General features: G+C 70.7%; 18 protein-coding genes. 12 read left to right on the forward strand and 6 right to left on the reverse strand.

Going from position 1 to position 21,907, the window contains the following annotated elements; translation table 11 throughout:
- Positions 1–26: 26 nt before the first annotated feature.
- Both ACWGST_RS03110 and ACWGST_RS03115 read right to left on the reverse strand, forming a co-directional pair.
- A complete protein-coding gene (locus ACWGST_RS03110; RefSeq protein WP_452045177.1) occupies positions 27–461 on the reverse strand; it encodes a DUF4190 domain-containing protein in 435 nt (144 codons plus the stop codon).
- A 55-nt stretch (positions 462–516) separates the two neighbouring features.
- Positions 517–2,454: a S16 family serine protease gene (locus ACWGST_RS03115; RefSeq protein ID WP_452045178.1), complete on the reverse strand. Its 1,938-nt coding sequence runs from the start codon at positions 2,452–2,454 to the stop codon at positions 517–519.
- Between the two features lie 185 nt (positions 2,455–2,639).
- On the opposite strand from ACWGST_RS03115, the gene ACWGST_RS03120 reads away from it, so the two are divergent.
- The 3 genes from ACWGST_RS03120 to ACWGST_RS03130 are packed head-to-tail and all read left to right on the forward strand — an operon-like array spanning position 2,640 to position 6,218.
- Positions 2,640–3,233 carry a TetR/AcrR family transcriptional regulator gene (locus tag ACWGST_RS03120; RefSeq protein WP_452045179.1) on the forward strand — a complete coding sequence of 198 codons (594 nt, stop codon included), beginning with the start codon at positions 2,640–2,642 and terminating at the stop codon, positions 3,231–3,233.
- Positions 3,234–3,254: 21 nt separating this feature from the next.
- On the forward strand, positions 3,255–4,847 hold the full coding sequence (locus tag ACWGST_RS03125; RefSeq protein WP_452045180.1) for a carboxylesterase/lipase family protein: 1,593 nt from the start codon (positions 3,255–3,257) through the stop codon (positions 4,845–4,847).
- Positions 4,848–4,856: 9 nt separating this feature from the next.
- Positions 4,857–6,218, forward strand: a complete 1,362-nt coding sequence (locus ACWGST_RS03130) for a serine hydrolase domain-containing protein (RefSeq protein WP_452045181.1) — start codon at positions 4,857–4,859, stop codon at positions 6,216–6,218.
- Positions 6,219–6,243: 25 nt separating this feature from the next.
- Here ACWGST_RS03130 and ACWGST_RS03135 read toward each other — a convergent pair whose 3' ends face one another.
- Both ACWGST_RS03135 and ACWGST_RS03140 read right to left on the reverse strand, forming a co-directional pair.
- On the reverse strand, positions 6,244–7,569 hold the full coding sequence (locus tag ACWGST_RS03135) for a 6-phospho-beta-glucosidase (RefSeq protein WP_452045182.1): 1,326 nt from the start codon (positions 7,567–7,569) through the stop codon (positions 6,244–6,246).
- The gene (locus ACWGST_RS03140) at positions 7,566–8,315 is read right to left on the reverse strand and encodes a DeoR/GlpR family DNA-binding transcription regulator (RefSeq protein WP_452045183.1); all 750 of its coding nucleotides are present in this window, start codon (positions 8,313–8,315) and stop codon (positions 7,566–7,568) included. The genes ACWGST_RS03135 and ACWGST_RS03140 overlap by 4 nt, the downstream gene beginning before the upstream one ends.
- A 116-nt stretch (positions 8,316–8,431) precedes the next feature.
- On the opposite strand from ACWGST_RS03140, the gene ACWGST_RS03145 reads away from it, so the two are divergent.
- The 5 genes from ACWGST_RS03145 to ACWGST_RS03165 all read left to right on the forward strand — a co-directional run bounded on the left by ACWGST_RS03145 (position 8,432) and on the right by ACWGST_RS03165 (position 15,828).
- On the forward strand, positions 8,432–9,556 hold the full coding sequence (locus ACWGST_RS03145; protein ID WP_452045184.1) for a carbohydrate kinase family protein: 1,125 nt from the start codon (positions 8,432–8,434) through the stop codon (positions 9,554–9,556).
- Positions 9,553–10,908: an ABC transporter substrate-binding protein gene (locus ACWGST_RS03150; protein ID WP_452045185.1), complete on the forward strand. Its 1,356-nt coding sequence runs from the start codon at positions 9,553–9,555 to the stop codon at positions 10,906–10,908. The genes ACWGST_RS03145 and ACWGST_RS03150 overlap by 4 nt, the downstream gene beginning before the upstream one ends.
- Complete coding sequence (locus tag ACWGST_RS03155; RefSeq protein ID WP_452045186.1) at positions 10,901–11,806, forward strand: carbohydrate ABC transporter permease; 906 nt, start codon at positions 10,901–10,903, stop codon at positions 11,804–11,806. The genes ACWGST_RS03150 and ACWGST_RS03155 overlap by 8 nt, the downstream gene beginning before the upstream one ends.
- A complete protein-coding gene (locus ACWGST_RS03160) occupies positions 11,803–12,621 on the forward strand; it encodes a carbohydrate ABC transporter permease (protein WP_452045187.1) in 819 nt (272 codons plus the stop codon). Before ACWGST_RS03155 ends, ACWGST_RS03160 begins: the two co-directional genes overlap by 4 nt.
- Positions 12,622–12,753: 132 nt before the next feature.
- Complete coding sequence (locus tag ACWGST_RS03165; protein ID WP_452045188.1) at positions 12,754–15,828, forward strand: sugar-binding protein; 3,075 nt, start codon at positions 12,754–12,756, stop codon at positions 15,826–15,828.
- A 127-nt stretch (positions 15,829–15,955) separates the two neighbouring features.
- Here the strand turns inward: ACWGST_RS03165 and ACWGST_RS03170 are convergent, their stop codons facing one another.
- Together ACWGST_RS03170 and ACWGST_RS03175 are read right to left on the reverse strand one after the other, a co-directional pair.
- The gene (locus ACWGST_RS03170; RefSeq protein WP_452045189.1) at positions 15,956–16,966 is read right to left on the reverse strand and encodes an NAD-dependent epimerase/dehydratase family protein; all 1,011 of its coding nucleotides are present in this window, start codon (positions 16,964–16,966) and stop codon (positions 15,956–15,958) included.
- Positions 16,967–16,986: 20 nt separating this feature from the next.
- Positions 16,987–17,634, reverse strand: coding sequence for a TetR/AcrR family transcriptional regulator (locus ACWGST_RS03175; protein ID WP_452045190.1), 648 nt, complete (start codon positions 17,632–17,634; stop codon positions 16,987–16,989).
- A gap of 54 nt (positions 17,635–17,688) precedes the next feature.
- Here ACWGST_RS03175 and ACWGST_RS03180 point away from each other — a divergent pair, with 54 nt between their 5' ends.
- From ACWGST_RS03180 to ACWGST_RS03195, 4 genes are all read left to right on the forward strand, one after another.
- The gene (locus tag ACWGST_RS03180; protein ID WP_452045191.1) at positions 17,689–19,083 is read left to right on the forward strand and encodes an amidase; all 1,395 of its coding nucleotides are present in this window, start codon (positions 17,689–17,691) and stop codon (positions 19,081–19,083) included.
- Between the two features lie 128 nt (positions 19,084–19,211).
- Positions 19,212–19,925, forward strand: a complete 714-nt coding sequence (locus ACWGST_RS03185) for an NUDIX hydrolase (RefSeq protein ID WP_452045192.1) — start codon at positions 19,212–19,214, stop codon at positions 19,923–19,925.
- A 146-nt stretch (positions 19,926–20,071) separates the two neighbouring features.
- Entirely contained in the window at positions 20,072–20,947 is an 876-nt protein-coding gene (locus tag ACWGST_RS03190; protein WP_452045193.1) for an LLM class flavin-dependent oxidoreductase, read from the forward strand.
- 54 nt (positions 20,948–21,001) lie between these two features.
- Complete coding sequence (locus ACWGST_RS03195) at positions 21,002–21,892, forward strand: alpha/beta fold hydrolase (RefSeq protein WP_452045194.1); 891 nt, start codon at positions 21,002–21,004, stop codon at positions 21,890–21,892.
- Positions 21,893–21,907 lie beyond the last annotated feature (15 nt).

Below are 21,907 nucleotides of genomic sequence, written 5' to 3' on the forward strand. Positions count from 1 at the left end.
GGGGGCTGGGCTCAGCGGGGCCGGGCTCAGCCGCAGGTGTAGGTGACGCCGTCGACCTCCCAGACGCCCTCGCCGAGCTCGGCGCACATCTCGACGACGCCGCCGATCATGGAGGCGCTGACCGAGATGACGATGATCGCGACGATGATGCCGACCGCGGTGAGGATCGCGCCGATGATGACGCCGGCGGTCGCGGGCGTGTTCTTCACGCCCGCCTTCTTCGACTTCGACTTCGCGACGATGCTCACGATGAGGCCGACGAGCGGCAGCACGATCGCGAGCACGAGACCGGCGATGCCGAGGCCCTTGCCGGGCACGGCGGGCGGAGCGGCGGGCGGAGCGGCGTAGGCGGGGGCCGGCGCGGGAGCCGGTGCGGGAGCCGATGCGCCGCCGCCGTACTCGGGCGCGGCGGGCGCGTCGGAGGCGGTCGGCTGGGGCTGCTGCAGGTTCTGGTCGGTCATTTGTCGTGTTTCCTTCTGTTCTCAGGGTGGAATGGTGAAAGGTGGAGCAGGCCGGTCACTCGGCGTATTCGGCCTGCTGGAACCCGCCGAGATAGGCGAGCACCCGGCTGAGCGCGAAGGTGCCCGTGTAGTCCTGGATGGCGGTGAACTTCTCGTCGAAGTCGCCTTCGCGAGCGAGCGAGGCCGACTCGAACGAGCCGACGCCGAGCACCGTGGAGTAGCCGTTGTCGTCGAGCACGCCGATCGCCTGCGCGACCTGGCCGCGCGAGAAGTCGAGGGTGTGCACGAGTCGTGCGTCGCTCTGCACGCCGACGACGGTGACCGTCTCCCAGTCGAGGATGCCGTTCGTGCCGTACTTCTCGATGAGGCTCGCGTTGCGCGCGTAGTTCGTCCAGCCGTAGCCCATGCCGGCGTAGGCGGCGTTGGGGTTCTCCTCGCCGAGGTAGGCCTGGATGCCGTGGACGAGCTCGGTCGCGTTGTTCGAGAGTGCGATCGCGAGGTCGTTGTTGCCCATCGCCTCGAGCGCGACCGCCTCCGAGATGCCGGCGTCTTCGGCGAGGTACGCGATGACGTCGGCGTTGAACACCTCGAGGTTCGAGTCGGCCGCCTTGCGGAAGAACTCGGCGATCGCCTCGACGTCGGTCTCGGGCGAGAGCTCGGGGCCCTCGCCGTCGCGCGCGATCTCGAAGACGGCCTCGGCGGCCTCGACCTGTGCGATCGAGATCTCGAGGTAGAGCAGCGGCACGAGCGAGTCGCCGAGCAGCTCCTCGACCGAGGCGTAGCCGCCCGAGTTGTCGTAGATCGCCTGGATCTGCGCCTTCGCGTACAGGTAGAGCGAGTAGGCGTCGAACGCGTTGCCGTACGCGTTGATGAGCGCGTCGGCGTCGGCGAGGGTCTCGACCTTGTAGTTGTCGAGCTTGTCGAGGTAGTTGAAGAAGGTGTCGGATGCCTGGTCGACCGAGTCGAATCGGATGAGCAGGCTGTCGATGCCGCGCGCGAGCACGTCGTCGGCCGTTCGGTACGAGCCGCTCAGCGCCTTCATGAGCAGGTTGGCCCCGATCGCCTTCATGAGCGCGCCCCCGACGAGACCCTGCGAGAGCAGGTCGCGTGCGGACGCGGCATCCAGTGCTGCGATGGCGTACGCCTCGTCGCCGACGGACCGGACGAACTCGGAGAGCGAGAGGTAGTTGGACTCGTTGCGCTCGAATTCGGTGATCTGGCTCTTGGTGGCGGACTCGATGCTCGAATAGCCGGGCTCTTCGACCCGCGGGATCGCGGTGCTCGTCGGCGCCGGCAGCGACTCGCCCGTGAGGTGCGTGTACGCCTCGGCGATGTCGCCGACCTCGACGACCTCGACGCCGTGCTCGGCGCCGAGACGCACCACGTCGACCGGGGTGCCGTCGTGGTTCGGGGCGTTGCGCAGTCCGAGGGGGATGAGCACCTTCGTGTACTCGCCGGCCTCGCCGACGGCGGCGATCTTCTCGGGCACGCCGCCGACCGGGCCGATCGTGCCGGTCGGCGTGATCGTGCCCGTCATCGCGACACCCGGCAGGATCTCGTCGCCGAGCAGGAGGCTCATGATGCCGGCGGTCATGATGCCGCCCGCGCTCGGTCCGTCGACGTAGCCGTCGAACGCGAAGCGGTAGTCGGTCGCGAGATCGGCGCCCGTGAAGAGGGTCGCGACGATCGCGGAGTTCCAGGCCGACGACTGCAGCGTGCGCCCGACGCCCCCGACCTCGTTCTCGGACACTTCGACGGCGAGTGCGCCGTTCGTGTTCGGGGAGACACTGATGTCGATCGCACTCACGGCGCCGTCGCCGGAGCCGCTCAGCGCGGGGATGGTGATCTCGGTCCGCTTGTCGACGGCCGGCACCGGCGTCGCCTTCGGGCCGCCGCCGAACGGCAGCTGGATGCATCCGGTGAGGGCGACCGTGGCGAGGACGGCTATCGCGGCGAGTCCTCTCGGCCGGTGTCGTCTCGTGGTCGTGGACATGCTGGGGCTCCTTCGTGAGGGTGTGGGATGGTGGGCAATCATGGCCCGATTGACATCATGATGTAATCAATCAATTACAAGATCAGGGACAGCACTGAGTTCTGTCAAGCACAGAGCGTCCGACGCTCGAAGCACGGCCGGACACTTTGTGCGGGCGGGACGCGGGGGAGGGTAGAATTCAGGCAATGGCAGAGACGACGCACCTCAAGCGCGCGACACGCCAACAGCTCGTGCTCGACGCCGCGATGCGCGTCTTCGCGCGAGGCGGATACTTCGGCGCCACGACGTCGCAGATCGCCGACGCGGCCGGTATCTCGCAGGGCTACGTGCTGCACCTGTTCGGCACGAAAGAGGCGCTGTTCCTCGCGGTGCTCGAGCGCGCGGGCGATGCGATCGTCGAGCAGATGCGCAGCATCCAGCTCGAGGAGTTCGACCTCGAACACTTCGACGCCCGGTACGCGCGCACCGCGCTCGACGACACCGTCATGGGCGTGCTGCTGCAGGGCTTCGCCACGTGCAGCGTGCCCGCGGTGGGCACCTACGTGCGCGAACTGCTCTCGCAGATGTACGAGGTGCTGCTCGAGCACACGAACGCGACGCCCGAGGAGGCGCGCGACTACCTCGCCCGTGGGCTGCTCGTGAACACCGTGCTCGCCATGAGGTTTCCCGAGCACCTCGACGAGCATCCGTGGGCGGCGCCGCTGCTCTCGGTCATGCTCGGCGACGACGAGAAACTTCCTTCCGGCACTGGCGGCGCCGACGCGGGAGCGATTGACTGAGGCGATGAGCAGCGGGCGGCGATGACCGCGCGACACGCCACGCACGGTGGACTCGAGGTTCGGGTCACCGGCGGCCTCGCCCGCGGCATCCGCGAGGGCGGGCTGCACGTGTGGCGGGGCCTGCCGTACGCGGCCCCGCCGACCGGGATGCTGCGTTTCAGGGCTCCCGCGCGCGTGACGGCCTGGAACGGCGTGCGCGACGCGAGAGAGTTCGGCGCGGTGGCGCCCCAGGCGCGGCGCCGGCTCAGGGCATCGGCGAACGCCGTCGCCGCCGACGAGGACTGCCTGACCGTCAACGTCTCGGCACCCGTCCGCGACGCGGGCGGGTCGCTGCTGCCGGTGATGGTGTTCATCCACGGCGGGGGCTACAGCGCCGGATCGTCGCGCGATTTCTCGGGCCAGGGCGAGAGCTTCGTGCGCACGGGGCGCGTCGTGTACGTGAGCTTCAACTACCGGCTCGGCGCCCTCGGCTACCTCGACTTCACGCGTTACAGCACCGAGCAGCGCACGTTCGAGAGCAACCTCGGGCTGCGCGACCAGGTCGCACTGCTCCAGTGGGTGCAGCAGAACATCGCCGCGTTCGGCGGCGACGCCGAACAGGTCACGGTGTTCGGCGAATCGGCCGGCGGCAACGCGGTCACGACGCTCATGGCGACCCCGACGGCCCGCGGGCTCTTCGCCGGGGCCATCGCACAGAGTCCGCCGCCCGACGCGGTCTACCCGACGGCGCTGACGGCGAGGTGGGCGGCCGAGTTCGTCGCGATCCTGCGTGAGCAGATACGCGAGCGACCCGAGGCGGATGCCGCGGCGCACGACATCGCGCCACCCGATGCCGTCGCGTCGGCGACGCCCCGGCAGCTGTTGGCGGAGGCGAACGTCGACGACCTGGTCGCGGCATCCGTCGCCCTGCAGGTGCGCACGCCCGACGCCTATGCCGGGGCGTTCTGCTTCGCACCCGTGATCGACGGCGATCTCGTGCCCGAGCGCCCCTTCATCGCCTTCCGCGAAGGTCGTGCCCACCGGGTGCCGCTCATCATCGGCACCAACGATCGCGAGGGGTCGATCTTCCGGGGGCGCGTCGACATCCTGCCCCGCAGCGAGAAGCGCATCGACGAGCTGTTCGCCCGCGCCCCGGGCGAATCGCGCCGAGCCATGCGCGCCGCCTATCCCCAGCTGCCGGCGCGGCGGCCGGCAGCGGACTTCGGCGGAGATTTCGGCTTCTGGTACCCGAGCACTCGCGTGGCCGACACCTGTTCGAGATTCGCGCCGGTCTGGTCGTACCGGTTCGACGTCGCGCCCCGGCTGCTCAGGCTCACCGGCTTCGACGCGACGCACGGCATCGAGATGTTCGCGCTGTTCGACCGAACCGACGTGCCGGCGGCCAGGGTCATGACCTCCCTCGGCGGCAACGAGGAGTACGCGGCGGCGGGCGAGCGGATGCGACAGCACTGGCTGGCCTTCGTCGAGACCGGGGCGCCGGGGCCGCTGTGGCCGCGCTACGACGAGCAGACCAGATCGACGCTCGTGATCGACGCCTCGGATCGCGTGGAATCCGACCCCCGCAGCGAGCGGCGCCGCGCGTGGGATGCGTTCTCTCCCTCACTCTCGGGATAGCATCCGCTCGTGCACATCCTCCGTCGGGTGATCGTCGTCATCGCCGTCACCGCCCTCGTTCTCATCGCCGCGTTCACGGGCGTCTACCTCTGGCAGCAGCCGATCCTCTTGACGGGCACGGGGTACGCCGCCCACAACGCGTGCGCCGTCGCCGAGGTCGCCGGCCGCGACGATCCCGCCACCGACCTGCCCTCGAACCCGCTCGTGCCCTACCTGCAGGTCGACGCCGATGTCGACGCCCGCTCGGTCACCGGCTCGATCAAGGGCGCGCTGGCGCACCAGACCGCGTGGTTCGCCGAGGGCTTCGGCTGCACCCTCGCCGACCACCGGCCCGAGTTGGGCGCGGCCACCGCGATCGAGGCGAAGGGCAATCCATTCACGGATGTCGCGGCGCCCGCGGCGGCCACGCCCGAGATCGACGCGGCACTCGAGCAGGCGATGGGCCGTGCCTTCGGCGACGAGCTCGGCGCCTCCGACCAGGCGGCGCTCGGCACGCGCGGCGTCGTCATCGTGAACGACGGCGAACTCGTGGCCGAGCGCTACGCCGACGGCTTCGACCAGACCACGCCGCAGCTCGGCTGGTCGATGTCGAAGAGCGTCACGGAGCTCATGACGGGCATGCTCGTGAAGCAGGGCGTCGTCTCGCTGGGCGACGACCACCTCCGACCCGAGTGGACCGACGGGCGCGCCGACATCACCGTCGAAGACCTGCTGCGCATGCAGAGCGGCCTCGAGTGGGACGAGACCTACGACCTCGGCACGCCGATCACGCGCATGCTCTACCTCGAGCCCGACATGGGCGCCTACGTCGCGAGCCTGCCGCTCGAACACGAGCCGGGCACGGTGCAGGAGTACTCGAGCGGCTCGACGACGCTGCTCTGCTCGGTGCTGACCGAGCGCACGGGCCTCGGCGCCGACCTGCCGCGCCAGACGATCCTCGGGGCCCTCGGCCTCTCGACGGCGACGTTCGAACCCGACGCCGTGGGCACGCCCGTGTGCTCGTCGTACCTGTGGGCGGCGCCGCGCGACTGGGCCGCGGTCGGCCAGTTCGCCCTGCAGAACGGCGAGTGGAACGGCGAGCAGCTGTTGCCCGAAGACTGGATGGAGCAGACGCTCGCGAACCGTGACTACGAGGAGACCGACGACTTCGGGCTGGCGATGGGTTTTCGCACCAACCTGCTGCCCGACGGCACCCTGCGCTGGCCCGAACTGCCCGAGGACACCTATTCGATGAACGGGCACGACGGCCAGAAGGTCATCATCGTGCCGTCGGAAGACCTCGTGGTCGTGCGCATGGGCTTCACCCCCGACGTCGACGACGAACCGTCGGAAGTGCAGCTCGTAGCCGACGCGATCGCGGCGCTGAACTGAGCGCGGTGACTCAGATCCGGGCCGCTCAGCTCAGCAGCGCGCCGATCTCGGGGAAGCCCTCGCGGTAGCGGTCGAGCAGCGAACGCGCCACGCCGACCGAGTCGACGAGCGGATGCGCTGCGAACGCGCGCCACGCCTGCTCGCGCGACCGCTCGTGCACGGCGCTGATGACGAGTCGTTCGGCGGCCTTCACTTGCGTGATGAGGCCGAGCATCTCGCCCGAGACCGGTGCGATCGGCCACGGGTGCACCCCATCGCCGTCGACGTGGCAGCCGACCTCGACGACCGCGTCTTCGGGCAGCTGGGGCACGAGCGAGTTGTTGCGGACGTTCAGGATCATCGTCGCCGACCGGCCCGTGGCGAGTGCCGCCATGAGGTCGAGGGCGACCTCGTGGTAGCCGCCGCCGTCGACGTCGGACTCGTGGCGCTTCTCGTCGACCTCGCGGCTCTCGGACATGTAGCTCGACTCGCGTTCGTGGCGCGCGTTCATCCAGGTCGTGAGCGGGTCGGCGCCGGGCGCGGCGTAGAACGCCGCCTGCTGCCGGTCGAGGAACTCGCCGCGGGTCGTGGCGGCCGAGCGGATGCGTTCGGTCGCCTCGCGCGTGAAGTAGTAGTAGTACAGGTACTCGTTCGGCAGGGCGCCGAGTGCCCGCACCCAGTCGAAGCCCATGAGACGAGCCTCTTCGATGCTCTCGAGCGTGTCGTCGGAGGCGAGCAGGCCCGGCAGCAGATCGCGGCCGTCGGCCGTCATCGAGCGGAGCCAGCCGAGGTGGTTGAGGCCCACGTAGTCGAAGTCGATGTCGCGTGAGCCGCCGACGGCGGTCGCGGCGCGGCGGATCAGCCCGATCGGCGTGTCGCAGATGCCGACGACGCGGTCGCCGAGCACCCGCTGCATCGCTTCGGTGACGATGCCGGCGGGGTTCGTGAAGTTGATCACCCACGCCTCGGGCGCGACCTTGCGGATCGTCTCGGCGAGACGAGTCATGAACGGCACGGTGCGAAGCGCGTAGGCGAGGCCGCCGGGGCCGACCGTCTCTTGACCGAGCACCCCGAGGTCGAGTGCGGTGCGCTCGTCGAGGATGCGGCCGGCGGTGCCGCCGATGCGCACGGCGCTGAACACGAAGTCGGCGCCGCGGAGCGCCTCTTCGAGATCGGTCGTCGTCGTGATGGTCGGCACGTGGCGACGCTCGCGCGCGAGGCCCGACAGGATCGCGGCGATCGTCTCGAGGCGCGACGCCGAGACGTCGTAGAGGGCGAGCTCGTCGATGCGCACGGGAGCGTTGTCGGCCGAGACGGCCTCGAAGACCTGGGGCACACGGAAGCCGCCGCCGCCGATGATGGTGAGCTTCACGCGACACTCACCTCGATGCCGGTCTCGCGGAGGAGCTCGAGTGTCGCGGCATCCGCCCCCTCATTCGTCACGACGGCCGAGATCTGCTCGGGGCCGCACACGCTGAGCACGCCGACACCCGGGAACTTCGAGGCGTCGGCCAGCACGACCGTGCGCTGCGACGACTCGATCATTGCCCGTTTGATGGGCACCTCCATGCCGGTCGTGTCGGAGATGGTGCCGTCGGCCCGGATGCCGCTCGTGCCGAGGAAGCAGGTCGTCGCGCGGATCTGCGCGAGCGCCTGCTCGGTCAGCGTGCCGATCATCGAGTTGTAGTTCTTGCGCACGGCGCCGCCGAGCACGATGAGCTCGACCACGTCGTCGTCGCGCAGTTCGTCGATGACCGCGAGGCTCGAGGTGATGACCGTGATGCGCCGGCCGCGCAGTTGCCGGGCGAGCAGCGCGGTCGTCGTGCCGATGTCGATGATGACGACGTCGCCCTCGGCCACGAAGTCGGCGGCGCGCGCGGCGATGCGCGACTTCTCGGGGTGGTGCTGGCGTTCGACGTCGGTGAACGGGATCTGGTCGGGCTCGATGCTGCCGCCGCCGCGCACCCGCCGGAGGAGCCCCTCGGCGCTCAGCGCGTTGAGGTCGCGGCGGATGGTGGAGAGCGACACGCCGAACTGCTCTGCGAGCTCTTCGACGGTGACTTCGCCGTCAGTGCGCAGGGAGTTCAGGATGTGTGCCTGTCGCGTTGCTGTGAGCATGTGGAAGATCGTAGCAGTCAACTTCGCGCATGAATTGACGCAGGAGCGTTCATTCGAGAGTATGTTCAGTCAAAGGTCATTGACGATCGCTCACGCGATCGCATCGAGGAGGATCCGTGGCGCAACGAACTGATGACGATGTCGTCGACGTGCTGCTGACGGGGCCGGTCTTCTTCGATCTCATCTTCACCGGGCTGAACGCCGCGCCGCGTCCAGGCACCGAAGTGCACGCCGATCAGCTCGTGGCGAGCCCCGGCGGCGTCGCCAATCTCGCAGTCGCCACCGCCCGCCTCGGCCTCGGCACCGCGCTCGCCGCGACGCTCGGCGACGACGTCTACGGGCGCTGGTGCTGGGAGTTCCTCGGCGACCGGGAGGGCATCGACCTCGGCAGGTCTCGGCTCGTGCCGAACTGGCCGACGCCGGTGACCGTCTCGATCGCATCGGGCGACGACCGCAGCATGGTCACGCACGAGGCGGCGAGCCCCGTGTCGGTCGGCGAACTCGTCGGCGCCGGGAGCGGGGCCGATGCAGCCGGCGGCCCCTCGGCTCGAGCGACCTTCGCCGACCTCGGCGCGATGTCGCGCGGCGAGCGCGCCGGCGACGCCTGGTGGCAGCCGGCGGCCCGCGCCGGCACGAAGATCTTCGCCGACATCGGCTGGGACTCGTCGGAGCGATGGGACCCGGCCGACCTGGCGCCGCTCGGCGACTGCTTCGCATTCACGCCCAACGAGGCGGAGGCGATGGCCTACACCCGCACCGACTCGGCCCTCGCAGCGGCCCGAGCGCTCGCCGATCGCGTGCCGCTCGTGGTCGTCACGCGCGGCGGCGACGGCGCCGTCGCGATCGACTCCGCGCGCGGCGAAGAGGTGACGGTGGCCGCCGTGCCCGCCGACGCACGCGACGCGACCGGCGCCGGCGACGTCTTCGGCGCGGCGCTCGTGCTCGGCACGCTGGGCGGCTGGCCGCTCGAACAGCGTCTCTCCTTCGCGGCGCTCTGCGCATCCATCGCCGTCGAGGAACCGGGCGGGGCGCTCGCGGCCCCCGGCTGGGGCGACCTCGCCGACTGGTGGGATCGCACGCGCCGCGCCGGCGATCGCGAGTCGATCGCACGGTTCGGCTTTCTCACCGACGTGATGCCCGAGGCATCGGGTCGCCGCAGAGCGGCATCCACGTTCCCCTTCGCCGACTACCGAGCCACAGCAGCCCGGCAATCGTTCCCCGAAAAGAGAGGTACATCATGAAGCGAAACACCCGACTGAGCGCAGCCGCATTGGGCGGAGCCGCGCTCATCTTCGCCATCGCCGGCTGCGCACCCGGCAGCGGCGGCAACGACGCCAAAGAGAGCACGGGCGCGATCAGCACCGACATCTCGGGCGTCGGCGACGTCACCCTGACCGTGTGGGACCAAGAGGTGCGCGGCGGCCAGAACGAGCAGATGGAGCAGCTCAACGCCGCGTTCATGAAGAAGTACCCGAACGTCACGATCGACCGCAACTCGCAGTCGTTCGACGACCTCGCGACGACGCTGCGACTCGCCCTCACCGACGCCGACGCCCCCGACGTGGTGCAGGCCAACAACGGCCGCAACACGATGGGGCAGTTCGTCGCGGCCGAGCAGCTGCGCCCGCTCGACGACTACGCAGAGGCCTACGGCTGGTTCGACCGCTACTCGCCGTCGGTGCTGCAGTACTCGACCTACAGCGAAGACGCCAAGGTCTTCGGCGACGGCAACCTCTACGGCCTGCCGCAGGTCGGCGAGGTCGTCGGCGTCTTCTACTCGAAGTCGAAGCTCGCCGCGCTCGGGCTCGACGTGCCCGCCGACTGGACCGAGTTCGACGCTGCGCTCGCCGCGGCGAAGGCTGCGGGGGAGACCCCCATGCAGCTCGGCAACATCGAGCAGTGGCCGGCACTGCACGTCTTCGGCCCGGTGCAGGGCGACGACGTCGCCGCCGACGTCATCACCGACCTCGGCCTCGGCAACGCCGGCCAGAGCTGGACCACGCCCGAGAACGTCGCGGCCGCGACGACCCTGCAGGGCTGGGTCGACTCGGGCTACTTCAACGACGGCGTGAACGGCACCGACTACGACGCGGCCTGGCAGGCGCTCGCAGGCGGCGACGGCGTGTTCCTCATCGGCGGCTCGTGGCTCGCCGCCGACCTCGGCGACGCGATGGGCGACGACGTCGGCTTCTTCATTCCGAACACGGGCGACGGCACCCCGGCGACCACCGGCGGCACCGGCCTGCCCTTCACGATCACCTCGGCGGCCGACAACACCGACGTGGCCGCGGCGTACCTCGACTTCATCACGAACGACGAGGCGATGGACGTGCTCGCCGAGACCGGCAACCTGCCGGTAAACCGCACGGCAGAGCTCGCACCGAGCTCGGGCGTGCTGGCCGACGTGTTCACCGTGTTCGGCGACGTCACGGGCAAGGGCAGCCTGCTGCCCTACCTCGACTACGCGACGCCGACCTTCGGCGACACCATGGGCCAGGCGCTGCAGGACCTGCTCGCGGGTCAGGCGACGCCGAAGCAGTTCACGGAGAAGCTCGAAGCCGACTACTCGGAGTTCGTCGCTAGCAATGAGTGACGGCAGCACCACGGTCGGGCGGAGCGCCACTCGGCGCCCCGCCCGATCGGGCTGGGTCGCGTGGGCGTACCTCGCCCCCGCCCTGCTCCTCTACGGCGGCTTCCTGCTGTTCCCGCTCGGCAGGGCCGCGCAGTACTCCCTCTTCGAGTGGGACGGCCTCGGGGAGTCGACCTTCGTCGGCCTCGACAACTACGTCGAGATCCTCTTCGACGAACGCCTTCGCGAGGCGTTCTGGCACGCCCTCGTGCTCGTCTTCTTCTATGCCGTGCTGCCCCTCGCGATCGGCCTGCTGCTGGCCGCGCTGCTCACCCGCTCGCAGGTGCGCGGGATGGGCTTCTTCCGCAGCGTCATCTTTCTGCCGCAGGTCATCGCGATGGTCGTCGTCGCCGTGACCTGGCGGCAGATCTACGCGCCCGACGGCCCGCTCAACGGCTTCCTCCGCCTCATCGGGCTCGACTCGCTGACCCGCCCGTGGCTCGGCGACTACACCTTCACGCTGCCCGCTGTCGGGCTCATCGGCACGTGGGTGTGCACGGGCCTCGTGACCGTGCTGCTGATGGCCGGCATGAGCCGGGTGCCGCGCGAACTCTACGAGGCGGCGCGCCTCGACGGGGCGGGTCCGGTGCGCGAGTTCTTCGCGATCACCCTGCCGACCGTGCGCGGTGAGATCACGGTGGCGCTCACGCTCACGATCGTGGCGGCGCTGAAGACCTTCGACCTCGTCTACGTGACGACGAGCGGCGGACCGGGCACCTCGACGACCGTGCCGAGCTATGAGATCTACCGTCGTGCCTTCGAACTCGGGGACGTCGGTGTCGCCACCGCCGTCGGCATCGTGCTGACCGTCATCGTGTTCGCCATCAACGCCGTCGTCAACGTGATCGGAGAACGCAAATGAAGGTCTCCCCGATCGAACGGAGCGCGAACTATCTCGTGCTCATCGTGTTCGCGCTCGTGGTGCTCGGCCCCATCGGGGTGATCATCACCCTCGCCTTCGGCCCGAAAGACGCCTCGGCGGCGCGCGAGGGCGGCGTGTTCCACCCCGAGAACTTCCCCGAGGCGTGGGAGATCGGCCGATTCGGGCAGTACATGCTGACCTCGGTCGTCGTCGCCGCGATCGTCGTGTTCGTCTCGGTGCTCGCCTCGATCCTCGCGGGCTACGCGCTCGGCACGATGCGGTTCCGCGGGGCGACGCTCGTGTTCTACGTGTTCCTGCTCGGCATCATGGTGCCGACCGAGGCGTTCATCGTGCCGCTCTACTTCGACCTGCGGGTGCTCGGCCTCACCAACACCGTCTGGGGTGTCGCGTTGCCGCAGATCGCGATGTCGATCGCCTTCGGCACGTACTGGATGCGCACGTACTTCCGCTCCTCGAGCCGAGCGCTCATCGAGGCCGCCCGGCTCGACGGCGCCGGCACGATGCGCATCCTCTGGCAGGTGCTCGTGCCGATCGGGCGGCCGGCGATCCTGACGCTCGTGCTGCTCGTCTTCATGTGGACGTGGAACGAGTTCCTCATCCCGCTCGTGATGTCGCCGAACGGTGCGGTGCGCACGGCGCCGCTCGGGCTCGCGTTCTTCCAGGGCCAGTACACGCAGGGCACCGCCCTGCTCGCGGCGGGCGCGGTCATGGTCGCACTGCCGGTCGTGCTGCTCTACGTGTTCCTGCAGCGACACTTCATCAAGGGCATGATCGAGGGCGCCGTGCGCGAGTGATCGTGCGATCACGCAGGTGCACGCAGCATCCTGCGTGAAAATGAGTGCATCTGCTTGCAAGATGCGCGAACCTGCTCTAGCTTGAGGGGAATCGGTCGGCAGTCCGCCGCCCGAGTGTCCAACGGAGGACCGATGAAACGTCATCACGCAATTCTGCTCACTTCGCTGATCACCGTCGCCGCCCTCATGGGCCAGGGCACCGCCGTCGCCGCAACGATGGGCAACGGCAGCTCGGGCCCGCCGGACGCGGCGCTGAAGTTCGACGTGGGGGCCCCATCGGTCGCCGCGGAGACGGATCGCGGCAAGATCGACATCATGGGCATCTGGGCCCACCCCGACGACGACGCCGGGTTCACGACGCCGTGCGGCGTCTGGCAAGACCTCTACGACGTGCGCTGCGGCATCATCATGGCCACGCGCGGCGAAGGCGGCTCGAACTCGGTCGGCCCCGAGGCCGGCCCCGACCTGGGCCTCCGCCGAGAGAACGAAGACCGCACCTCGCACATCCGCTCGGGCACGGTCGACATCTTCAACCTCGACCGCGTCGACTTCTTCTACAACACCTCGGCGGCGCTGACCGCGCAGGTGTGGGACGCAGAGGAGACCCTGCGCCGCACCGTGCGGATCATCCGCGAGACCCAGCCCGAGATCCTCGTCGGCGGCAACCCGTCGCTCGCGGCCGGGCACGGCAACCACCAGTACGCCCAGGGCCGCATGGTCTGGGAGGCGGCCGCGGCAGCAGCCGACCCGAGCATGTTCCCCGAACAGCTCACCGGCGTCGGCGCCGTCGACCCGTGGCAGGTCAAGAAGATCCTCGCCGGCGGCCAGACGACGGGCGCGGGCGGCACCGCCGGCCCCGCCTGCAACACGGGCTTCGTGCCCGCGGCGACCAACCCGTTCACCGTCGTCGGCACCTGGACCGGCTACGAGTCGCCCTACGTCTGGGCCGACGGCAACCTCGCCGGCCAGGCCGCGGGCTCGGCCAAGACCTGGGCGCAGGTCGGTCGCGAGGGCGGCCGGGCGCACCCGACGCAGGCCCGCACGATGCAGACCGCCGTCGTCGACCCGACCTGCCAGCGCTACGGTGTCTCGCAGTCGATCGTGCCGATGCAGTCGAACTCCTCTGCGGCCGGCGCGAACGACGACGCGGTGCTCTACGGCGCCGTCATCGCCGACCCGGGCGGCATGCCGCTCGGCTCGGAGTTCTCGATCTCGGCCGAGGACTACTTCGAGGCCGCCGGTGAGCCCTTCACCGCGACCGTCACGCTCCGCTCGGGCGCGGGTCAGCTCGGCGGCGGCGCGGTCAGCCTCGTCGTGCCCGCCGGTTGGCAGGTCTCGGAACCCGTCGAGGTCGACGGGATCGGCGATGAGGATGCCACGCAGGCGAGCTTCACCGTCACGCCCGCGAGCGACGCGGCCCCCGCCGTGTACAAGCTCGCAGCGGAATTCGCCGGCGACGGCGTCACCGCCTACAACGACACGCGCATCCAGCTCGTCGCACCCGTCGAGGGCCGCTTCGAGCGCTGGGGCAACATGGCCGAGTACGAGCAGTGGGCCGGCGATCACGACGCGTACGTCGGCGGTCGCTCGAACGCGGTCGGCCAGGTCGGCGTCGGCGAGACGGTGACCGTGCCGGTCGACGTGACCAACCGCACAGCCGACGTCGAGTCGGGTGAGGTGTCGCTCGCGGTGCCCGCCGGATTCGTCGTCGACTCGGTGTCGAAGCCCTTCAGCGGGCTCGCCGCCGGTGACACGGCGACGGTCGAGTTCACCGTCACGCACACCGACCTCGCCGACCCCGGCAGTCGCACGGTGACGTTCACCGCGACGACCACCTCGGGCGCGGGCACGTCGACCGAGAACGAGACCGTCTACCTCGTGCCGACCGTCGTGATTCCGCAGCTCGCCTCGGCGCCGACCGTCGACGGCACCGCCGACGACGTCTACGTCGGCGAGCCCGTGAACGTCGGCACCCGGTGGGAGGGCGCGGCGTGCGCCGCCGACGGCGTCGACTGCGGCGCGGGCAGCCTCGCCAAGCTCGGCTGGTACGACGACGCGTTCTACGCGCAGATCCGCGTGACCGACGACGTGGCGAGTGCCGCGGCGACGCCCGACCGCTGCTTCGGCCACTGGCTGGTCGACTCGGTCGAGCTTCTGCTCGACCCGCGCGGCGACTCGGTCGACACCTCGTCGACGTTCAAGCTCGGCATGTTCCCCTTCACCGACGACGCCGACGGCGCCAACGGCAACGGGGCCGACGGGCCGTGCTGGTCGCGTGACGCCGACAACCACCAGGGGTTCTCGACCGGACCGCTCGCCGAGACGGTCGAAGGCGGCCTGAACGCCGAGGGCGTCGAGGTCGCGGTCTCGGTCGCACGCCAGGCCGACGGCACGTACGCCGGCGGCGGGTACGACATCGAGGTGAAGGTGCCGCTCGCGGCCCTTCCCGCGGCGGCCGGGCCGACGAGCGCGTCGCCGCAGGGCGACGCGGCGCTGAACGACGTCGACCCCTCGTACCTCGGGCTGAACGTCACGCCGTACGACTCCGACACGCAGAACTTCATCGGGCAGACCCGAACCGCGTGGTCGGCGTTCGGCAGCCAGCAGTCGGAGCCGTACCGCTGGGGCCACGCGTACCTCGACGGGTACACGCCCCCGGCCGACCGCTCGATCGAGACGTCGGCGGCCATCATCCCCGACACCGCCCTGCAGGGCGTACAGTCGCCGCAGACGGTCGCGCAGTCGGCGATCAGGGGCGGCACGATCTCGGGCGTGCAGCCGAGCGATGCGATGAGCATCGGCGACGTGAAGATCCAGCAGAAGAAGGCGCAGATCTCGTATGACGCGGCCGCCGCCGGAACGGTGCGGGTGTTCCTGTGGAAGGGCGACACGTCGTTCATCCCCGTCTGGACCTCGAGCTGCGCCGGCGATGTCTACGGCTTCGAGGCCTGCTCCCCGTCTGACGGCGCGGCCCCGCCGTGGGCGCCCGACATGAGCGGCCGCCTGCTGGCGTCGTTCGAGCAGGCGGTCGATGCCGGCTCGGGCAAGCTGAGCGTGCCGATCGACGCGACGACCCGTTCGGCGCTCGCCGACGGCGCGCAGATCCTCGTCTCGTACGCCGAACAGCCCTCGGGCGACGCGGCGGCCGGTGACGGCGTGAACGCGTGGAGCTTCCCGATCGGGGCGACCCGGCCCGGCAAGGGCTGAGTCTCGGCTCTGAACGCCCGGCTCCTCACTCGAGGGGCCGGGCGTTCAGGCTGTCAGCGGCGGGTCGGGCGCGGCGCGGGCGCGGTGCGCTGCGGCGCAGTGCTGCAGCGAGCGGATGCCTCGGCGCTCACGACTCGGCGACGGGGCGACGGTCGAGCGCGCCCACCTGCACGAACCACGAGACGAGGTCTCTGACGGTCTCCTCGGCCGGGCGCGGCGCGTACCCGAGCTCGCGTGCCGCCTTCGAGTGGTCGACGCGCGGCGCCGCCATGAGCGCACCGAGCGCGGCCTCGCTCATCACGTCGCTGCCGAGCCACTGGCCGATCGGCTCGGCGATGGGCATGATCGCCTTGAGCACGCCGAGCGGCAGGGTCATGCCCGGCGGCCGCCGGCCGACCGAGTTCGCCGCGAGGCTCAGTGCGTCGTGCATCGAGAGGAACCCGCCGCCGAGCAGGTGGTTCTCGCCGGTCTTGCCGTGTGCGGCCACCAGGGTGAGCCCGTGGGCGACGTCGCGCACGTCGACCCAGTCGAAGCCGCCCTCCATGTCGACCGGCACGCGCCCGGCTGCCGCGTCTCGCAGGATCCCGTTCATGCGCGAGAGCCGTGCGGGGTGGTCGAGCGGCCCGAACACGCCCGTGGGGTTCGCGATCGTCGCGTCGAGGCCGCGCGCGATCACGGCCTGCAGCTCTTGCTCGCCCGCGAACTTCGAGCGGTCGTAGACGGGCAGCTTCGTCTCCGCCGTCGAACGCGGGGACTCCTCGTCGAGGGTTCCGGGCTGCTCGGTGTCGAACGAGTGCACCGAGCTGCAGTGCACGAGGCGCCCGACGCCGGCCGCGAGCGCCGCCTCGGCGACCGTGCGCACCCCGATCGTGTTGAGGCGCCAAGCATCGGGGTCTTCCCGTCGCAGGCTGATCTTCGCGACGAGGTGGTACACGAGATCGGATCCCGCGAACAGCTCGGTCATGCGCTCGCGGTCGAGCACGTCGCCCTCGCGCCAGTGCACGCCTTCACGGTCGTGGCCGCCGGTGAGCTTCGAGATGCCGTGATCGATGCCGACGACCTCGTGGCCCTGGTCGAGCAGTTCGTTCAGCAGGTTGATGCCGAGGAAGCCCGCGGCGCCGGTGACCGAGATGCGCATCCTGTTGCGCGTTCGCCGTCTCACGGGAGCTCGCCGCGTACGAGCGTCGCGTCGAGGCCGGCGATCAGGGCCTCGAGTCCGCGGTCGAACATCTCGAGATCGCGCATACCGGCGATGCCGGGCGCATCGCCGGCTCCGTCGTCGGCTCCGCCGTCGTCGGCTTCGTCGTCGGCCGCCTCGATCGACCGGCTGCGCGCCCAGACGACGAGGAACCCCGAGGCGTAGGCGTCGACGATGCCGAGGATCTGCCGAGCGTTCTCGGGCGAGAGCCCCGCGTCTTCGAGGCTCGCCACGACGCTGCTCATGTGGGGTGCAACGGGCGACGAGCCGTATGGGGCGAGCGCGAGCAGCTCGAAGGCGTTCGGCAGCCGCACCGCGAGGTCGCGGTAGGAGTCGAGGGTCTGGCGCACGCGCTGCTGCCACGACTCGCCGCTCGGCGGGCGCAGCTCGAGCCGCTCGATCAGGTCGTCGACGATCGCGTCGATCAGGTCGTCGCGGCTGCGCACATGCGTGTACAGGCTCATCGGGGCGCAGTCGAGTTCGGCCGCGAGCCGCCGCATCGTCAACGCGCCCAGGCCATCGCGCTCGATGAGCGCGATCGCGGCCGAGGTGAGGTCGCGTCGCGTCAGATTCGGCCGAATCTCGGCAACGGCTTGACGTGGCGTCATGCATGCAACAGTATCGTCCGTACATTGTACGGACGCACGAAAGGCACCACTCGCATGGATCTGCATCGGCTCACCGCCACCGAAGCGACCGAGCGCTTCCGGCGCCGGGAGCTCTCCCCGGTCGAGCTGCTCGAATCGGTGATCGCCCGCACCGAGGCGACCGAGCCGACGATCAACGCCGTCACCGAGCAGTGGATCGACGAGGCGCGCGCCGCCGCCGTCGTCTCCGAGGCGCGGTTCGCGGCCGGCGACGAGGTGCGAGCGCTCGAGGGCATCCCGCTCATGCTGAAAGACGAGCAGCCGATCGCCGGTCGCCTGCTCGAAGACGGCTGCCTGCTCGAGCGGGGCAACATCGCCGACGAGACCCACCCGATCGTCGAGCGCATCCAGGCGGCCGGCGCCGTCATCCACGGCCGCACGACGACGCCCGAGTACTGCTGCGCTCCGGTCACGCACTCCAAGCTGTGGGGCGTCACCCGCAACCCATGGAACACCGAGTTCTCGCCCGGCGGCTCGTCGGGCGGCTCGGGCGCGGTGCTCGCCGCCGGCTCGACGATCCTCGCGACCGGCTCCGACATCGGCGGATCCATCCGCATCCCGTCGTCGTTCTGCGGCGTCGTCGGCTTCAAGCCGCCGTTCGCACGCGTGCCCGGCATGGCGCCGTTCAACTCCGACACCTTCTGCGCCGACGGCCCGATGGGGCGCAGCGTCGCCGATGTCGCGATGCTGCAGAACGTCATCTCGGGGCCGTGGGTGGGCGACGCCGCCTCTCTTCGCGAGGTCGCGACGGTGTCGGGCGAGGTCGGCTCGCTCCGCGGCATCCGAATCGCCCTGTGCCTCGACCTCGGCGGCTACGACGTCGACCCTGCGATCGAGGCCAACACGCGCGCGGTCGCAGCGGCGCTCACCGCGGCGGGCGCGGTCGTCGAAGAGGTCGAACTGCCGTGGGGCCACCAGCAGGTGGCGGATGCCGCGTGGCCGCACTTCGGCGCCGTCATGGGCCCCTTCATCGAGAGCATCGTCGAAGGCGACCCCGACCGCGCGGCCCAGCTCATGCCCTACACGCGGGCGTTCGCGGCGAAGGCGGCAGCCGGCGGCGACTTCGTCGAGGGGCTCGTCGCCGAGACGGCGTTCTACCGCCCGTTCGCCGAGCTCATGCTCGACTACGACGCCATGGTCTGCCCGACGATCGCCACCACGGGCCTCGCCGCCGACGAGCCGTGCACCGACAGCACCGACGTCTTCTCGAAGCTCATGACCCTGCCGTTCAACGTGATCGGCCGGGTGCCCGTGCTCGCCGTGCCGTCGGGCATCGCGCCGAACGGCGTGCCCACCGGCGTGCAGATCGTGGGCCGCACCTACGACGACGCCACCGTGTTCCGCGTCGGCGCCGCCCTCGAGCAGGAGCTCGCGCTCTGGACCGACCCGGCCTGGTGGCCGGCGCTGTGACCCCGCACCACCCGCGCCACCGTACTCCCGCACCGCACCGCGCCGCAGGGCTCGTGCGGTCGGGGCGGTCGGGCTGACGGCTGCTGGCGTCTGACGCAATGCTCTGACGCAGTGGCAGGATGGCAGTCGTGAACGACACCGGTGACGCACGCGCCGACGCGCGAGTCGACGCACGAGCCGACGCCCGCGCCGAGCTCGTCGCGCTGTGCCAGCGCGGGCTCGAGTGGCTTCCCTCGTCGGCGACCGCGAGAGTGGATGCCGCGGCGCTCCGCCCGGCAGCGGTGCTCGTGCTCTTCGGGGTGCTCGACGCCGTGCACGCCCGCAGCGGGGCCGCGGTCGCCGGCGACCTCGACGTGCTGTTGCTGCGCCGCGCGGCGACCCTCGGCAGCCACCCGGGGCAGATCGCGTTCCCCGGAGGTCGGCTCGAGGCATCCGACACCGGCCCGGTCGCCGCAGCGATTCGCGAGGCGCGTGAAGAGACCGGGGTCGACGTCGACGGCGTCGAGCCGCTCGGCACCCTGCCGCCGATGCCGGTGCCCGTGAGCAACCACCTCGTCACGCCCGTGCCCGCGTGGTGGACGCGCCCGTCGCAGGTCGCGGCGGTCGACCACGACGAGTCGGTCGAGGTGTTCCGCATGCCCGTCGCCGAGATGCTCGACCCGGCGAACCGGGCGAACACCGAGCACGTCTTCGGCGGCACCTCGTATCGGTCGCCGGCGTTCACCGTGGGCGGCCGCCTCGTCTGGGGCTTCACCGCAATCGTGCTCGCCCGCATGTTCGACGAGCTCGGCTGGGCCGAGCCGTGGGATCACGAGCGCATCGTCGAGCGCGACGACCTCTAGGCTGCGCGGCGCACGGTCGGGTGCACGGTGCGCCGGCCCCGGCCGGCTACCCGTTCTCGTGCTGGGTGGCCGCGTGCCAACGTTTCGACGTGGATCGCACTCTCGGGCCGGGCGCCGATGTCGGCGAGTGCTGCCACAGTGGAGTCATGCGACGAATCGGAGCGATCTTCCAGCCCGCGTTCCCGCCTGAGCGGCTGCGTGCCGTCGTCGAGGCGGCAGATCACGGGGGAGTGCCCGAGCTGTGGCTCTGGGAAGACTGCTTTCAGCAGTCGGCGTTCGCCACGGCGGGCGCCGCGCTCGCCTGGAGCGAGCGGCTGAGGCTCGGCATCGGCGTGGCGCCCATGCCGCTGCGCAACGTCGCCGTGACCGCCATGGAGATCGCGACGCTCGCACGCATGTTCCCGGGTCGGCTGATGCCGGGCGTCGGACACGGCGTGCAGCGATGGATGGAGCAGACCGGCAGCCGCGTCGCGTCGCCGCTCACGCTCATGCGCGAGTACGTGCCCGCGCTGCGGAGCCTGCTCGCCGGCGACGAGGTCACCGCCGGCGGCCGCTACGTCACGCTCGACCGGGTGAGGCTCGACTGGCCGCCGGCCGAGGCGCCGCTCGTCTACGCTGCCGGCGAGGGCCCGAAGACCCTGCAGCTCACGGGCGAGGTCGCCGACGGCACCGTGCTGACCGGCGGCACGACGGTCGAGCGTGCGGCCGAGGCGATCGCGGCGATCTCGGCCGGGCGCGCTGCCGCCGGTCGCGAAGGCCGGAGCCGGTCGGTCGTCTACGTGATGGCCGCGTTCGGCGGGAGCGACGCTTCGGCGCGGGTCGCCCATGAGCTCACGCAGTGGAACATGCCGGAAGACCAGCGACTCGCCGCCGTCGGCGATGCCGCGACCGTCGCCGCGGTCGCCGAGCGGTTCTTCGCCGTCGGCGTCGACGCCGTGGTGCTGCAGCCGACGTCGGACGAGCCCGATCTCGGGGGCTTCATGCGGCACGTCGGCGAGGTCGCACGGGTCGTCGCCGGGTAGCGGGTCTGTGGAGAACTTCCCCGCAGATCGCCGCGAGCTGCAAAGATCGATCGGATGCCGACCTTCGCAGCGTTCGACGGAACAGAGCTCGCCTTCCATGAGATCGAAGGCGGGGCCGGGGGCACGCCGCTCGTGTGCCTGCCGGGCGGCCCGATGCACAATTCGCGCTACCTCGGCGACCTCGGCGGTCTCTCGGAGCACCGTCGGCTGGTGCTGCTCGACCCTCGGGGCACGGGCGCCTCCGCCGTGCCCTCAGACGTCTCGTCGTACCGCTGCGACCGCCTCGTCGACGACGTCGAAGCCCTGCGCGAGCACCTCGCTCTCGAACGACTCGACCTGCTGGCGCACTCGGCGGGCACGAACCTCGCCGTCATGTACGCGGCCCGTTACCCGCAGCGCGTCGACCGACTGGTGCTCACCACACCGAGCGCGGCAGCGCTCGGGCTGACGGTGACCGCCGAGATGCGGCTCACCGCCGCGCAGCTGCGCTCGGGCGAACCGTGGTTCGCCTCGGCATACGCGGCACTTCAGGCCGTCGTGGCCGGCGAAGGCGACGACTGGCCGTCGATCGATCCCTTCTTCTACGGGCGATGGGATGCCGCGGCGCAGGCTCATCGTGCCGCCGACGAGCGTCATCGCAACGACGAGGCAGCCGCAGTTTTCGCCGCCGACGGCGCCTTCGATCCCGATGCCACGCGAGCCGCCCTCGAGTCGCTCGAGGCGCCGGTGCTGCTCGTCGCGGGCGAGGTCGACCTGAACTCCCCGCCGGCGATGGTCGCCGAGCTCGCGGCGCTGCTGCCTCGCGCCGAGCTCGTCGTGCTGCCCGGGGCCGGCCACTTCCCGTGGCTCGACGACGCGCTCGGGTTCGCCGCCGCCGTCGACGGGTTCCTCCGCGCCGGAACGACTGGGCGCGTCGCGGTCGAGCGCGTTGCGGCGGCGAGCTGACTCCGTGCGAACCAT

The organism is Agromyces sp. NPDC055520 (assembly GCF_053619715.1).